This is a genomic window from Streptomyces sp. HUAS MG91 (assembly GCF_040529335.1).
In the GTDB taxonomy this organism is placed as follows: domain Bacteria; phylum Actinomycetota; class Actinomycetes; order Streptomycetales; family Streptomycetaceae; genus Streptomyces; species Streptomyces tabacisoli.
Window position 1 is genome coordinate 3,548,475 of the sequence record NZ_CP159534.1, and the last position, 13,484, is coordinate 3,561,958.

Here is a 13,484-nt window from a genome sequence, read left to right on the forward strand (position 1 = left end):
GATGGCCTCCTTACTTCTTCCGCGTCAGGCCGTGCCGGCGCGCGTAGTCGTTCGCCACGTCCTCGGGGTCCTTCTTGTCCTTGTCGACGAGGCGGTTCAGCTCGGTCAGGTCCTCGGTGGTGAGGACGTTGCCGAGGCGGGCCAGCGCCTTGCGGACGGTCGAGTCGGCCTTGCGGTCGGCGATCAGCGGGACCACGTGCTGGCCGGGGACGAGGTTCTTGGGGTCGGTGAGGACGACCCAGTGGTTGGCGGCGATGTCGGTGTCGGTGGTGAACAGGTTCGCCACGTCGACATCGCCCTTCTTCAGGGCGCCCTTCACCAGCGGGCCGGACGAGTCGAGGGACTTGAACTCCTTGAACTCGACGCCGTAGACGTCCTTCAGGCCGACCGCGCCGACCTGCCGCTTCTTGACCTCGGGCGCCGCGCCGATGACGAGCTTGCCGTTGTGCTTCGCGAGGTCGGCGAGCGACTTGAGGTGGTACTTCGCGGCGGTCTCGCGGGTGACGACGAAGGCGTCGGAGTCCTCGGCCATCCCGTAGGGCAGGATCTGGAGGCCGTTCGGGAGGACCATGGCGAGCGCGTTCTGCATCTCGCCCTCCTCGGTGGCCTTCGACTTGGTGTCGAGGTAGTGCAGGAGGGCGCCCTGGTACTCGGGCAGCAGGTCGATGTCGCCGCCCTTGAGGGCGGGGATGAGGATCTCGCGGGTGCCGAGGTTGGGCCGCACGGAGGTCTTCACCCCGGCGGCGTCGAGCGCGGCCGCGTAGAGGTAGCCGAGGACCTGGTTCTCGGTGAAGTTGGCCGTGCCGATGGTGACGCCGTTCTTGCTGGACCCGGAGCCCGAGCCGGCGCTGCCCTGCCCGTCCAGCGAGGTGATGCCACTGGAGCAGGCGGCGAGTGCGGGCACGGAGGCCGCGGCGGCGAGCCCGCCGAGCAGCGTGCGTCGGTTCATCTTGCTCATCTGGCGTGCTCCTAGGCGGACTTGGGGGTGGCGGCGGGGCGGTGGCGGAACAGCAGGCGCTGGAGTCCGGACAGGGCGAGGTCGAGGACGACGGCGACGACCGCGACGAGCACGGCGCCGCCGAGGACCTGGACGAGGTCGCGCTGGGCGAGCCCGTCGAAGACGTAGCGGCCGAGCCCGCCGAAGGAGACGTACGCGGCGATGGTGGCGGTCGCCACGACCTGGATCAGCGCGAGCCGCAGCCCGGTCATGATCAGCGGCAGCGCGAGCGGCAGTTCGACCTGGAACAGCACCTGGTGGGCGCGCATGCCCTGGCCGCGCGCGGCGTCCCGCACCTCGGGGTCGACGGCGGTCATGCCCGCGTACGTGTTGGTCACGATGGACGGCACGGCGAGCGCGACGAGCGCGATGTAGACGGGCCACATGGACAGCCCGCTGGCCAGGAAGACGAGCACGACGAGTCCGACGGTCGGCAGCGCGCGTCCGAAGGACGACAGGTTGATCGCGACGAACGCGCCGCGCCCGGTGTGCCCGATGAGCAGCCCGACGGGCAGGGCGATCGCGGCGGCGACGAGGGTGGCGATCAGCGAGTACTGGAGGTGCTCGGCGAGCCGGTGGCCGATGCCGTCGGAGCCGGTCCACTGCTCGCCGCTGACGAGCCAGGACCCGAGGTTCTTGAACAGTTCGTACATGGCGGTCAGCCCTTCCGGGTCCGGGTCCAGGGCGTGAGCAGCCGCTGCACGGCGACCAGGATCGCGTCGGCGACGAGCGCGAGCAGCAGCGTGAGCACGACGCCGACGATCACCGGGGTCGGGAAGTTGCGCTGGAACCCGTCGGTGAAGAGCTGGCCGAGGCCGCCGTCACCGATGTACGTCGCCACGGAGACGAGCGAGATGGACATGACGGTGGCGATGCGGACACCCGCCATGATCACGGGCAGCGCGAGCGGGAACTCGACGGTGAACAGCGTGCGCATCGGCCGCGTGCCCATGGCCTTCGCCGCCTCCTTGGTCTTCTGCGGCACGGAGTCCAGGCCCTCGACGGTGTTCCGCAGCAGCACGACGAGGGTGTAGATCGTCAGGCCGATGACGGTGGTGGTGCGGGTCAGTCCGGAGACCGGGAGCAGCAGCACGAACACGGCGATCGACGGGATCGTGAACAGCACGTTCGACAGCCCGAGCAGGAAGCCGCGCAGGGGCCGGACCCGGTGGGCGAGGACGGCGAGCGGCAGCGAGATCAGCAGGCCGAGCAGGACGGCCGTGAGGGCGGCCTGGAGGTGGGAGAGGGTGAGGCTGGTGAGGTCCGAGCCGTGCTCGGATATCCAGGTCCAGTCGATGGTCACGAGGCGTCGGCCTCCGCCACTTCAAGCCCCTCCGGCGATTGAGGAGCGGGGTCCGGGGCAGAGCCCCGGGACGGCGCGCCCGTCAGGGCCTGCGCGTGCGCGACCCCGGCCCGCCCATGAATGTCGTCGCGCGAGGTGACCCCGGTCAGCACCCCGTCGGCATCCACCCGGACCACCAGCCCGGCGGGCGAGGCGACGGACTCGTTCAGCGCCGAGAGCAGCGAGTCCGCGTCGCGCAGAGGACGTACGGGCGTCTCGGCACCGGAGTCCTTCGCCTTCCAGGCCACCGGCTTGCGGCCCGCGTCGAGGACCAGCTCCCAGGAACCGCCCTCCGGAGCGGGCCCCTGCGGTACGCCGCTCAGGTCGGTCAGCGAGAGAAGCTTCAGGCCGCGCTCGGCCCCCAGGAAATCGGCGACGAACTCATCGGCGGGCCGCGCCAGAAGCTCGGCGGGAGCAGCACACTGCACCAGATGCCCGCCCTCGCGGAACACGGCTATCCGGTCCCCGAGCCGCACGGCCTCGTCGATGTCGTGGGTGACGAACACGATGGTCTTGCTCAACTCCTGCTGGAGCCGGAGCAGTTCGTCCTGGAGCTGGGTGCGCACGACGGGGTCGACGGCGCCGAACGGCTCGTCCATGAGCAGCACCGGCGGATCGGCGGCGAGCGCGCGGGCCACACCGACGCGCTGCTGCTGGCCGCCGGAGAGCTGGTGCGGGTAGCGCTTGCCCATCTCGGGGGCGAGCCCGACCCGCTCCAGGAGCTCGGCGGCGACCGTCCGGGCCTTCTTGCGGCCCCAGCCGAGCAGCAGCGGCACGGTGGCGACGTTGTCGAGGACGGTGCGGTGCGGGAAGAGCCCGGCCTGCTGGATGACGTACCCGATGGAACGCCGCAGCTCGGCGGCGTCCTGGTCGAGGACGTCGCGTCCGCCCACCCGGATCGTCCCGGAGCTGGGCTCGACCATGCGGTTGATCATCCGGAGGCTGGTCGTCTTGCCGCACCCGGAGGAGCCGACGAAGACGGTGACGCCTCCCTCCGGCATGTCGAGGGAGAGATCGTGCACCGCAGTCGTGCCGTTCGGGAACCTCTTGTGGACCGCTTCGAACTGAATCATGGAGCGCCTCTGGAGTCCTCTTGCCCGTCCTGCATACCGTCATGCAGAGTTCTCGGTGAATGAATAAGTTGTCAATGGCCTGGTGTAAATCGCTGGTAAATCACCGCCGGATCACCCCAGATCGACCGAACTGTGAGACAAGCACGTTCACTTGAGAGGGAATAGCCCGTTATGCACCCGAAGTCCTCTCCTGTCGCCCGCCCGGTCGTCGTCCTCGACGGCCACGGCCTGCCCGTCGCGGACGTGGTCCGCCTCGCGCACTCCGAGGCCCGCCCCGTGCCCGGCACCGACGCCATGAAACGGGTCGAGGAGTCCTGGAACGCGGCCCGCGAGATCGCCGCGTGGGGCAGGGTCTACGGCCGCTCGACCGGCGTCGGCGCCAACCGCAGCGAGGACGTGCCCACCGAGGCCGCCGCCGACCACGGTCTGCGGCTGCTGCGCAGCCACGCGGGCGCGATCGGCGACGAGCTGCCCGAGCGCGAGGTCCGGGCGATGCTCGCGGTCCGCGCCAACCAGCTCCTCGCGGGCGGCGCCGGACTGCGCCCCACCGTCGTCACGGCGCTGTGCGAGGCCCTGACGAACGGCGCGCACCCCGCGGTCAACGAGCACGGCTCGGTCGGCACCGGCGACATCGCCCCGCTCGCCCAGATGGGCCTGGCGCTCGCGGGCGAACACCCGTGGCGCGGCAAGGGCACCCCGCCGGAGCCGCAGCCCCTCGACAACAACGACGCCCTCGCGCTGATCTCCTCCAACGCCCTCACCCTCGGCCAGGCCGCGCTCGCCCTGCACGAGCTGCGCGACCTGTTGACCGCGACCCGGCTGGTGGCGGCGATGAGCCTGATGGCGGTCGACGGCTCCTACGAGGCGTACGCGCTGCCGGTGCACGAGGCCCGTCACCACAAGGGCAGTTACGCGGTCGCGGAGAGCATGCGCGCGATCCTCGGCGCCGACGAGCGCCCCACCCCGCCGCTCGGCCGCATCCAGGACCCGTACGGTTTCCGGTGCGTGCCGCAGATCCACGGCCCGGCGCACGACGCGGCCGACGCCCTGGAAGACGTCCTCCTGGTCGAGATCAACGCGGCCGCCGAGAACCCGCTCATCTCCCCCGAGGACATGGCGGCGTACCACCACGGCGGCTTCTACATGGCCCAGCTCGCGCTCGCCCTCGACCACTTCAGGCTGGCGATGACCCAGGTGGCCCGCCTCTCCACCTCCCGCCTGTCGACCCTCAACGAGCCGAACTTCACGCGCCTGCGCCCCTTCCTCGCGGACGGCGAGGCGGCGGCGTCCGGCGTGATGATCCTGGAGTACGCGGCCGGCGGCGCCCTCGCCGACCTGCGCGCCTTCGCCGCCCCGGCCTCGCTCGGCCACGCCGTGCTCTCCCGCGGCGTCGAGGAACAGGCCAGCTTCGCCTCCCTGGCGGCCCGTCAGACCCTGCGCCTGTGCGCGGCCTACCGCCAGGTGATCGGCTGCGAACTCGTCGCGACGGTACGGGCATTGCGCCTGCGCGACCTCCGCCTCGACCCGGAACTGCCGGTGGGCCGCGCCTTCGCCCTCGCGGACGCCGCGCTCGACCCGGACATGGCGGACCGGCCGCTGACGCTGGACGTGCAGCGGGCGGCGGCGATGCTGGAGCAATTCGTGGAATAGTCAACTATCCTGTCGCCCCGGCGAACGGGGTGCGGGGGACGATGAGCACAGAGGCTTGGGCAGAGGCGGTTCCGGACAGCGTCGGGCCGGCGGCTCAGCACGGACCGACGGACTACGCGTTGCGGGCCTACCGGATCCGCTGCGTGACCCTGGCGGTGCTGGGCACGTTCATGCTGCTGCTCGCGACCGTCCTGCAGTTCACCCACCCCGTGGTGGGCCTCTGGTACGGGGGCGCGACGCTGTCGGCGAGCGCGCTCGTCTCTTGGCGCAACAGCCGCCGGATCACCAGAGCTCTGGAGACCCACCCCTGGACCCGGTGCCCGGCGACGGTGCGGCCGCCGCGGCGGGCCCCGCTCGTCGTCCTGCGCGATCCGTCGTCGGGCACCCTCACCCTCCTGAAGTGCGGGTTCGTCAACCAGACCGCGCCGAAGACCGACGGCCCCCTGTGGTGGGCCGGCACGCCTCAGGGCGGCGGTGTCCTGTCCACGCCCGGCGGCTCCGCGCTCACCTGGGCCTTCCCGGTAAGGCAGCACACGCGCCGCCGCCGACCCGTCTTCCGCTGGGTCGTCATCGTCGGCGTGCTCATGTGCGCTCTGGGGTTCGCCGGATACCTGTCCGAGAAGCACGACCCCATGGTCGAACTGTCCGTCGTCGACGGCTCGACCGCACCCGGCCCGTGCACGGTGAGCTACGAGGATCCGTTCACCGGCGATCGACACCGGGGCGCCTTCGTCTGCCAGGGTCATCACGATCCCCTCATCCCTGACACGGAGTTCGGCTGGGTCGTCGCGCACGGCCCGTGGCGGGGCGACCTGTACAACGCGGACCGAGAGGGCACACCGAACTACACCGCGAGCGGTCTGTGCTTCCTCGGCGGCGCGTGCGCGACGCTCCTCGGTGTCACCGGCGGCGCGGTCTCCCGGTACCGCCGCCGCGCCACCCGCACCTCCGCACACACCCTGGCGCCGCCCCCACCCCTTGAATAAGCTCATGCACGACGCAATCCCCGTGAATGGAGCGACGGGGACCGGACGGGGAGCCATGAGCGAGCACACCGAACAGACCACCGGCACCGCGGTCGGCGGGCACAGCCCCGCGGCCCGCCTCCAGCACCTCTTCGAGGGCCACCGGCTCACCCCCACCCAGCGCCGCATCGCCCACTGCATGGTGCGCCGCGCGGCCGACGTGCCGTTCCTGTCCTCCGTCGAGCTCGCCGAACTCGCGGGTGTCAGCCAGCCCTCCGTGACCCGGTTCGCCGTCGCGCTCGGCTTCGACGGGTACCCGGCGCTGCGCAAGCACCTGCGCGAGGTGACCCCGGCCGCACCGGCCGCGGCCGCCAGGACCAACGAGTACCAGCAGGCGGTGGAGGCCGAGATCGCCAACCTCCGCCACCTCGCCGACCTGCTCGCCGACCCGGCCCCGGTGGAGCGGGCCGGCCGGCTCCTCGCCGCCTCGCGCCCGCTGCCCGTCCTCGGACTGCGCGCGGCGGCCTCGCAGGCGTACGGGTTCTCGTACTTCGCGGCCAAGGTCCACCCGGACGTCCGGCTGCTCGACGAGGGCGGCACGATGCTCGCCGACCGGATCGACGCGGCGGTCCGGGCGGGCGCCACGGCACTGCTCTGCTTCGCGCTCCCCCGCCACCCGCGCGAGGTCGTCGACGCGCTCGCCCACGCGCAGTCGGCGGGCCTGACCGTGGTCACCGTCGCCGACTCGGCGTTCGCCCCGGTCGCCCGGCACAGCGACCTGCTGCTCCCGGCCGCGGTCGGCACCGGCCTCGCCTTCGACACGGCCTGCGCACCGATGCTGCTCGGCCGGGTCCTCCTGGAGGCGATGTGCGACGGCCTCCCCCAGGCCCAGGCCCGCCTGGAGGACTTCGACGTACGGGCACAGGAGCGCGGGTTGTTCGTGGAGTAGGGGGCACCGTCCGGCCGCGGGCCTGTGGGGCGCCGGAAAGAGTTGCGCGGGGACCGCCGCACCCCCGTGTGACGGGGGGCGGGACGACGGCGGTCCCCGCGAGGGACGCGCACAGCCCGGTCAGGGCCGGGCTGCCACGTCCTGGGCGTCCTTGGAGGTCCGGGAGCCGCTCCGGAGGTCCTGACGCCGCTACGGTGCCGGCTGGGGCGGGGAGCCGCTCCCGCCCCTTCCGACATCCACCAATCTGCCGGACGCGTGTTAAGCGGGTGCTGCGGGCACGTGACACGCTCGTACCAGTTCGGCGAAGCCCGGCACCCTCACCTCATCGCCCATGGTCACTCGATCGCGTGAACCGGTCGGCCATCCATCTACCCGCATAGCGTCCCGCGGCCAGAGTCGGCTCCGTACCCCCGACATCGGCTCCGAGGAGACCTCTGTGCCCGGCTGGTCACGAAGCTTCCTGAATCCGTCGCTCGTCACGGCCCTTGAAGAAGGGCTCACCTTCGATCAGTGGCTCGACGGCAGAACCCCCGGCATCGACTACGCGCGGATCACAGCCGACCAGAGCACGCGGTCAGCAGTCCTCGCCCGCGGCAGGGAACCGGGAACCGGTGTCCGCCATCAGCACGAGGACAACTGCGAGACAGCCGAGAAGTTCGGCATCGCTCTCGTCAAGTTCCATGAGGACAACGGAGTCGGCGCCACGCATCCGGATGTCCCCCGCCCTTCGTTCGACGAGACCGTCCACGCCTTGCACTGCCGAAGGACGCCCGAAGGCTTCCCCGTCAACGCGCTCGTCGCCACCGAACAGGAGCGGGTCTGGCGCCTCCCCTCCGACTTCGACCGGCTGCACCGTGCGCTGTCGGTCACCGACGACGGACTGTTCATCGAGGGCCGCACGATCTTCGACCTGACCTCGGCGGACCGCCCGAAGAACGTCGATGCGGGAATCGACGAAGTACGGCGGACCAGCGAACGCATCGGGCGGCACGTCCGCCGACGCGCCCTGGACGGAGGGACGCCCGGCGGCCGCCGCCGCTTCGGCTGGCTGCCGCCCGACCCACGGTCCGGCCGGAAGATGAACATGCGCAAGGACCCCGACGAGTGGCCGGTCCTGCGCGAAATGATCGAGGCAGCTCTGCGGGGACAGGGCTGGAACGCCATCGCTCGCGACCTGAACAGCCGTGGAGTGGTCACGGCATCCGGAAACCGGTGGAGCGGAGCGACGGTGCGCCAGGCGCTCACGAACCCGGTGATGTGCGGATTCCGTTCACTGCACGGCGAGTTGGTCACGGACCCGGCGACAGGCCTCCCGGTGCGCGGGACCTGGGACATCCCCGCCACCCCGGACGAGTGGCGCGCCCTCGTGGAGACGTCCCGGCAGAACGGCGCACGGCGCGGCACTCGGCTCACCAACGGCAGCCCTCCGAACGGCACATCGCCCATTCCGCTGCGCAAATACCTCTTCAGCGGATTCCTGCGATGCGGCGCGACCACGAACGGGACTCCCTGCCACTCCAGAATGGGCGGCTGCACGCGACCGACGGCCCGGGATCCCCGCAACGCGGTGTACGTCTGCTCCGCGATGGACTGTGGCGGTACCGCGCGCAGCGCTGCCGCCGTGGATGCCCATCTCCGCGACGTCGTGACCACCCTCCTCGCCGAACATGCCGCACACCACCGCCCCGCCGCACCCGTCGCATGGGCAGGGGAAGTCCTGCTCGGGAAGTTGAGGCAGGAGCACGACGCGCTCGTCCGATGGGAGACGACACCGGCGCCCTCCGCCGCCGCCGACCTGTCGGCGCGGATCTCCAGCCTCGAAGCGGCACGCACCGATCATCTGGCGGCGCTCGCACAACAGCACCGCGTCCGGGAACCCGCCGAGTGGCACACCCTGTGCCTCGGTGAACAACGCGCGGCGATCGCCGACGTACTCGAGGCGGTGATCGTCATGCCGCTTCCTCCGGGCACCTCCCGCCGTGCCGCGTTCGACCCGGGTCTGCTCCGGGTGATCCCGAAGCAACGGCCGGGCGATTAGGGCCTGTCCGGCGGATCAGGTCGCAGCCGGGTGGCCCGCGCGTCTCTGTGCCGGTGAGCGGGGTCTGGTGCGTCGAGATGCAAGGCGGAGGAGGGCGTCAACGCGGAGCGTTGGCAACCGACGACAACGCCGCAGGTCGGCGTGCCGGACCCCGCGCCCGCGACAAGATCCGCCGGACAGGCCCTAGGCCCTCGGTGTGGTTCCTCGCCGTCTCAGCAGGGCGAGGAACCACACGCGGGCTCACTTGGCTTCGCGCGCCATGTACGTCAGGAGGTCCTGGCGGCTGACCACGCCGGTGGGCCTGCCCGCGACCAGGACGATCGCCGCGTCCGCGGAACCGAGCACGTTCATCAGATCCGCGACGGGCTCGCCGGAGCCGACCTGCGGGAGCGGCGCCGACATGTGCTTCTCCAGCCGGTCGCCCAACGAAGCGCGCTGGGCGAAGAGCGCGTCGAGCAGTTCCCGCTCCACGACGGAGCCCACGACCTCGGCGGCCATCACGTCCGGATGCCCGGCCCCGCGCTTCACCACGGGCATCTGCGACACGCCGTACTCGCGCAGTACCTCGATGGCCTCTCCGACCGTCTCCTCCGGGTGCATGTGCACAAGCCCGGGGATGGATCCCTCCTTGTGGTTCAGCACGTCCAGAACCCGGCCGGCCTCGGCCGGTTCGTCCAGGAACCCGTAGGACGACAGCCACTCGTCATTAAAGATCTTGCTGAGGTAGCCGCGGCCGCTGTCCGGCAGCAGCACGACCACGATGTCGTCGGGCCCGAGCCGCTCCGCGACGCGCAGCGCGGCCACGACCGCCATTCCGCAGGAGCCGCCGACCAGCAGGCCCTCCTCCTTGGCGAGGCGGCGCGTCATCTGGAAGGAGTCCTTGTCGGACACGGCCACGATCTCGTCGGCGACGTCACGGTCGTACGCCGTCGGCCAGAAGTCCTCGCCGACGCCCTCGACCAGGTACGGCCGTCCGGAGCCCCCGGAGTAGACCGAGCCCTCCGGGTCCGCGCCGACGACCCGGACCCGGCCCTCGCTCGCGTCCTTCAGATAGCGGCCGGTCCCGGAGATGGTGCCGCCGGTGCCGACGCCCGCGACGAAATGGGTGATCCTGCCGTCCGTCTGCTCCCACAGCTCGGGGCCGGTCGAGTGGTAGTGGGAGAGCGGGTTGTTCGGGTTGGAGTACTGGTCGGGCTTCCAGGCGCCGGGCGTCTCGCGTACGAGGCGGTCGGAGACGTTGTAGTACGAGTCCGGGTGCTCGGGGTCCACCGCCGTGGGGCAGACCACCACCTCGGCGCCGTACGCGCGCAGCACATTGATCTTGTCGGTGCTCACCTTGTCGGGGCACACGAAGATGCACTTGTACCCCTTCTGCTGGGCCACGATGGCCAGCCCGACACCGGTGTTTCCGCTGGTCGGCTCGACGATGGTGCCGCCGGGCTTCAGCTCCCCGCTCTGCTCGGCCGCCTCGATCATGCGCAGCGCGATGCGGTCCTTCACGGAACCGCCGGGGTTGAAGTACTCGACCTTGGCCAGGACGGTCGCCTGGAGGCCTTCGGTCACCTTGTTGAGCCTCAGCAGCGGGGTGTTGCCGACGAGGCTGATCATCGAGTCGTGGATCTGCACGTTCTACTCCGGGTCTGCCGGTGGATGTCCTGCGGGATGTCCAGTTGCGGGATGCGGCCAGAGTATTGCGCGTACCGGGCCTTCATCTCCCCTTGCGATTGGCCGACGGTGATTACGGGGCAAGGAGTTCATGTAGCCGTAAAGAGTCGCAGCACAGTCGCATGGCAAAGGCAGGTGGCCGCGGAACATGTCGAGCAGGGCGAGGGTGGCACGGCGGATCGCCGCGGGCGCGGCGTACGGCGGCGGCGGGATCGGGCTTCTCGGGGCCGCCGCGGTCGGGGTGGTGGTCGCGGAGGTGCAGATGGCACGGCGCCAGGTCGGCAACCACGGCCCCGATCCGGTCCATGTGCCGTCCGCCGACGGGCTGTACGGCAGGGTCTACGAGACCGTGGGCAGCGACCCGCTGCGGTTCGCGGTGCTCGGCGACTCCACGGCCGCCGGGCAGGGCGTGCACCGGGCCCGGCAGACGCCGGGGGCGCTGCTCGCCTCGGGGCTCGCTGCGGTGGCGGAGCGCGCGGTGGAGCTGCGCAACGTGGCACTGCCCGGTGCCCAGTCCGACGACCTCGACCGGCAGGTCGCGCTGACCCTCGCCGATCCGGGCTGGCTGCCCGACGTCTGCGTGATCATGATCGGCGCGAACGACGTCACCCACCGGATCCCGGCGACCAAGTCGGTGCGCCATCTGTCGGCCGCCGTACGGAGGCTGCGCACGGCCGGGGCCGAGGTGGTCGTCGGCACCTGTCCCGACCTGGGGTCGGTGGAGCCGGTGCAGCAGCCGCTGCGCTGGATCGCCCGGCGGGCCTCGCGGCAGCTGGCCGCCGCGCAGACCATCGGGACCGTGGAGCAGGGCGGGCGCACGGTGTCGCTGGGGGATCTGCTCGGGCCGGAGTTCTCGGCGAATCCCCGTGAGCTGTTCGGGCCGGACAATTTCCATCCGTCCGCCGAGGGGTACGCGACGGCGGCGATGGCGGTGCTGCCGACGCTCTGTGCCGCGCTGGGGCTCTGGCCGGAGGAGGAGCGGCCCGATGTGGCCCGCGAGGAGGGGTTCCTGCCGGTCGCGCGGGCCGCTGTGCGGGCTGCCGCCGAGGGAGGTACCGAGGTCACCGGGGCCATGCCCACGGGGCCGCGAGGCCCCTGGGCCCTCCTCAAGCGCCGGCGCCGCCGCCGCGTCCCCACCCAGGACCCGACCCCGGTCACGCCGTAGCACCGGCAGCCGGTCCGTCGTGGCCGGCCGCGCGGTTCCCCGCGCCCCTATCGGGGCGATCCCCCGCCCCGCGCCCCTGAGGCATGCGCTGCGCGCAGCCTCCCCTGGCGGGTTCACCCCCGGAGGGCTGAGCAAGCGCTTAGAAAAATGCGGTCGGAGTCACATGCCCGGGACGGTGACCCGCGCCATACGTACGGGTAACTTCCCACACGGTCCCACCTGAAAAGGTCAACGAACTCCTGGAGCCGTGATGCCCGAAGCAGTGATCGTCTCAGCCGCCCGTTCCCCGATCGGCCGTGCCTTCAAGGGCTCGCTCAAGGATCTGCGCGCGGACGACCTGACCGCCACGATCATCCAGGCGGCCCTCGCCAAGGTCCCCGAACTCGACCCGCACGACATCGACGACCTCATGCTCGGCTGCGGCCTCCCCGGCGGCGAGCAGGGCAACAACCTGGGCCGCATCGTCGCCGTCCAGATGGGCATGGACCACCTGCCGGGCTGCACGGTCACCCGGTACTGCTCCAGCTCCCTGCAGACGACCCGCATGGCGCTGCACGCGATCAAGGCGGGCGAGGGCGACGTCTTCATCTCCGCCGGCGTGGAGATGGTGTCGCGGTTCGCGAAGGGCAACTCCGACTCGCTCCCCGACACCCGCAACCCCTTCTTCGCCGAGGCGGAGGCCCGCACGGCCGCCGTCGCCGAGCAGGAGGGCACGACCTGGCACGACCCGCGCGAGGACGGCCTGGTCCCGGACGCGTACATCGCGATGGGCCAGACCGCCGAGAACCTGGCGCGCCTGAAGGGCGTCACCCGCGAGGACATGGACCTCTTCGGCGTCCGCTCGCAGAACCGCGCCGAGGAAGCCATCAAGAACGGCTTCTGGGAGCGGGAGATCACCCCGGTCACCACCCCCGACGGCACCGTCGTCAGCAAGGACGACGGCCCGCGCGCCGGCGTCACCATGGAGGGCGTCTCGGGTCTCAAGCCGGTCTTCCGCCCCGACGGACTGGTCACGGCCGGCAACTGCTGCCCGCTCAACGACGGCGCCGCCGCCCTCGTGATCATGTCCGACACCAAGGCCCGCGAGCTCGGCCTGACCCCGCTCGCCCGCGTGGTGTCGACCGGCGTCTCCGGCCTGTCCCCCGAGATCATGGGCCTCGGCCCGGTCGAGGCCAGCAAGCAGGCGCTCAAGCGCGCCGGGCTCGGCGTCTCCGACATCGACCTGTTCGAGATCAACGAGGCGTTCGCCGCCCAGGTCATCCCGTCCGCCCGCGACCTGGGCATCGACGAGGACAAGCTGAACGTCAACGGCGGTGCCATCGCCGTCGGCCACCCCTTCGGCATGACCGGCGCCCGCATCACCGGCACGCTGATCAACAGCCTCCAGTTCCACGACAAGCAGTTCGGCCTGGAGACCATGTGCGTCGGCGGCGGCCAGGGCATGGCGATGGTCATCGAGCGCCTGAGCTGACACCGGACCGATCGCGGACGGACCGCTTCCGGGCCGAACCTGACCGGAATCCGTCTATCCAATCGTGATCCAAATTCCCCCATGATGTGATCTGCATCATGGGGGAAAGCGATTTTCGCAGGTCAGGTCGGTACCCAGGCCATATCGGGGCTAAACACCCGGCCAAAAG

At 71.2% G+C, this 13,484-nt stretch carries 11 protein-coding genes; 6 read left to right on the forward strand and 5 right to left on the reverse strand.

The features are described 5' to 3' along the window. Nucleotides 1-10: 10 nt before the first annotated feature. Genes ABII15_RS16015 through ABII15_RS16030 form a run of 4 tightly spaced genes read right to left on the reverse strand, consistent with a single transcriptional unit; the run spans nucleotide 11 to nucleotide 3,412 of the window. On the reverse strand, nucleotides 11-949 hold the full coding sequence (locus tag ABII15_RS16015; RefSeq protein WP_353947081.1) for an ABC transporter substrate-binding protein: 939 nt from the start codon (nucleotides 947-949) through the stop codon (nucleotides 11-13). A gap of 20 nt (nucleotides 950-969) precedes the next feature. Next, nucleotides 970-1,650 (reverse strand): ABC transporter permease, encoded by a 681-nt coding sequence (locus ABII15_RS16020; RefSeq protein WP_353942995.1) that lies wholly within the window; start codon nucleotides 1,648-1,650, stop codon nucleotides 970-972. 5 nt (nucleotides 1,651-1,655) lie between these two features. After that, nucleotides 1,656-2,300, reverse strand: coding sequence for an ABC transporter permease (locus ABII15_RS16025; RefSeq protein WP_353942996.1), 645 nt, complete (start codon nucleotides 2,298-2,300; stop codon nucleotides 1,656-1,658). Then, entirely contained in the window at nucleotides 2,297-3,412 is a 1,116-nt protein-coding gene (locus tag ABII15_RS16030; RefSeq protein ID WP_353942997.1) for an ATP-binding cassette domain-containing protein, read from the reverse strand. The genes ABII15_RS16025 and ABII15_RS16030 overlap by 4 nt, the downstream gene beginning before the upstream one ends. 171 nt (nucleotides 3,413-3,583) lie before the next feature. On the opposite strand from ABII15_RS16030, the gene ABII15_RS16035 reads away from it, so the two are divergent. From ABII15_RS16035 to ABII15_RS16050, 4 genes are all read left to right on the forward strand, one after another. After that, on the forward strand, nucleotides 3,584-5,062 hold the full coding sequence (locus ABII15_RS16035; protein WP_353942998.1) for an aromatic amino acid ammonia-lyase: 1,479 nt from the start codon (nucleotides 3,584-3,586) through the stop codon (nucleotides 5,060-5,062). Between the two features lie 41 nt (nucleotides 5,063-5,103). Next, the gene (locus ABII15_RS16040; protein ID WP_353942999.1) at nucleotides 5,104-6,048 is read left to right on the forward strand and encodes a hypothetical protein; all 945 of its coding nucleotides are present in this window, start codon (nucleotides 5,104-5,106) and stop codon (nucleotides 6,046-6,048) included. A gap of 55 nt (nucleotides 6,049-6,103) precedes the next feature. After that, a complete protein-coding gene (locus ABII15_RS16045) occupies nucleotides 6,104-6,976 on the forward strand; it encodes a MurR/RpiR family transcriptional regulator (protein WP_353943000.1) in 873 nt (290 codons plus the stop codon). A 436-nt stretch (nucleotides 6,977-7,412) separates the two neighbouring features. After that, the gene (locus ABII15_RS16050) at nucleotides 7,413-9,014 is read left to right on the forward strand and encodes a recombinase family protein (protein ID WP_353943001.1); all 1,602 of its coding nucleotides are present in this window, start codon (nucleotides 7,413-7,415) and stop codon (nucleotides 9,012-9,014) included. Nucleotides 9,015-9,254: 240 nt separating this feature from the next. Here ABII15_RS16050 and ABII15_RS16055 read toward each other — a convergent pair whose 3' ends face one another. Further along, nucleotides 9,255-10,640 carry a cystathionine beta-synthase gene (locus tag ABII15_RS16055; protein WP_353943002.1) on the reverse strand — a complete coding sequence of 462 codons (1,386 nt, stop codon included), beginning with the start codon at nucleotides 10,638-10,640 and terminating at the stop codon, nucleotides 9,255-9,257. 187 nt (nucleotides 10,641-10,827) lie between these two features. Between ABII15_RS16055 and ABII15_RS16060 the strand changes: the two genes are divergently transcribed. Beyond that, on the forward strand, nucleotides 10,828-11,844 hold the full coding sequence (locus ABII15_RS16060) for an SGNH/GDSL hydrolase family protein (RefSeq protein WP_353943003.1): 1,017 nt from the start codon (nucleotides 10,828-10,830) through the stop codon (nucleotides 11,842-11,844). A 250-nt stretch (nucleotides 11,845-12,094) separates the two neighbouring features. Beyond that, complete coding sequence (locus ABII15_RS16065; protein WP_353943004.1) at nucleotides 12,095-13,315, forward strand: acetyl-CoA C-acetyltransferase; 1,221 nt, start codon at nucleotides 12,095-12,097, stop codon at nucleotides 13,313-13,315. Nucleotides 13,316-13,484: the final 169 nt, after the last annotated feature.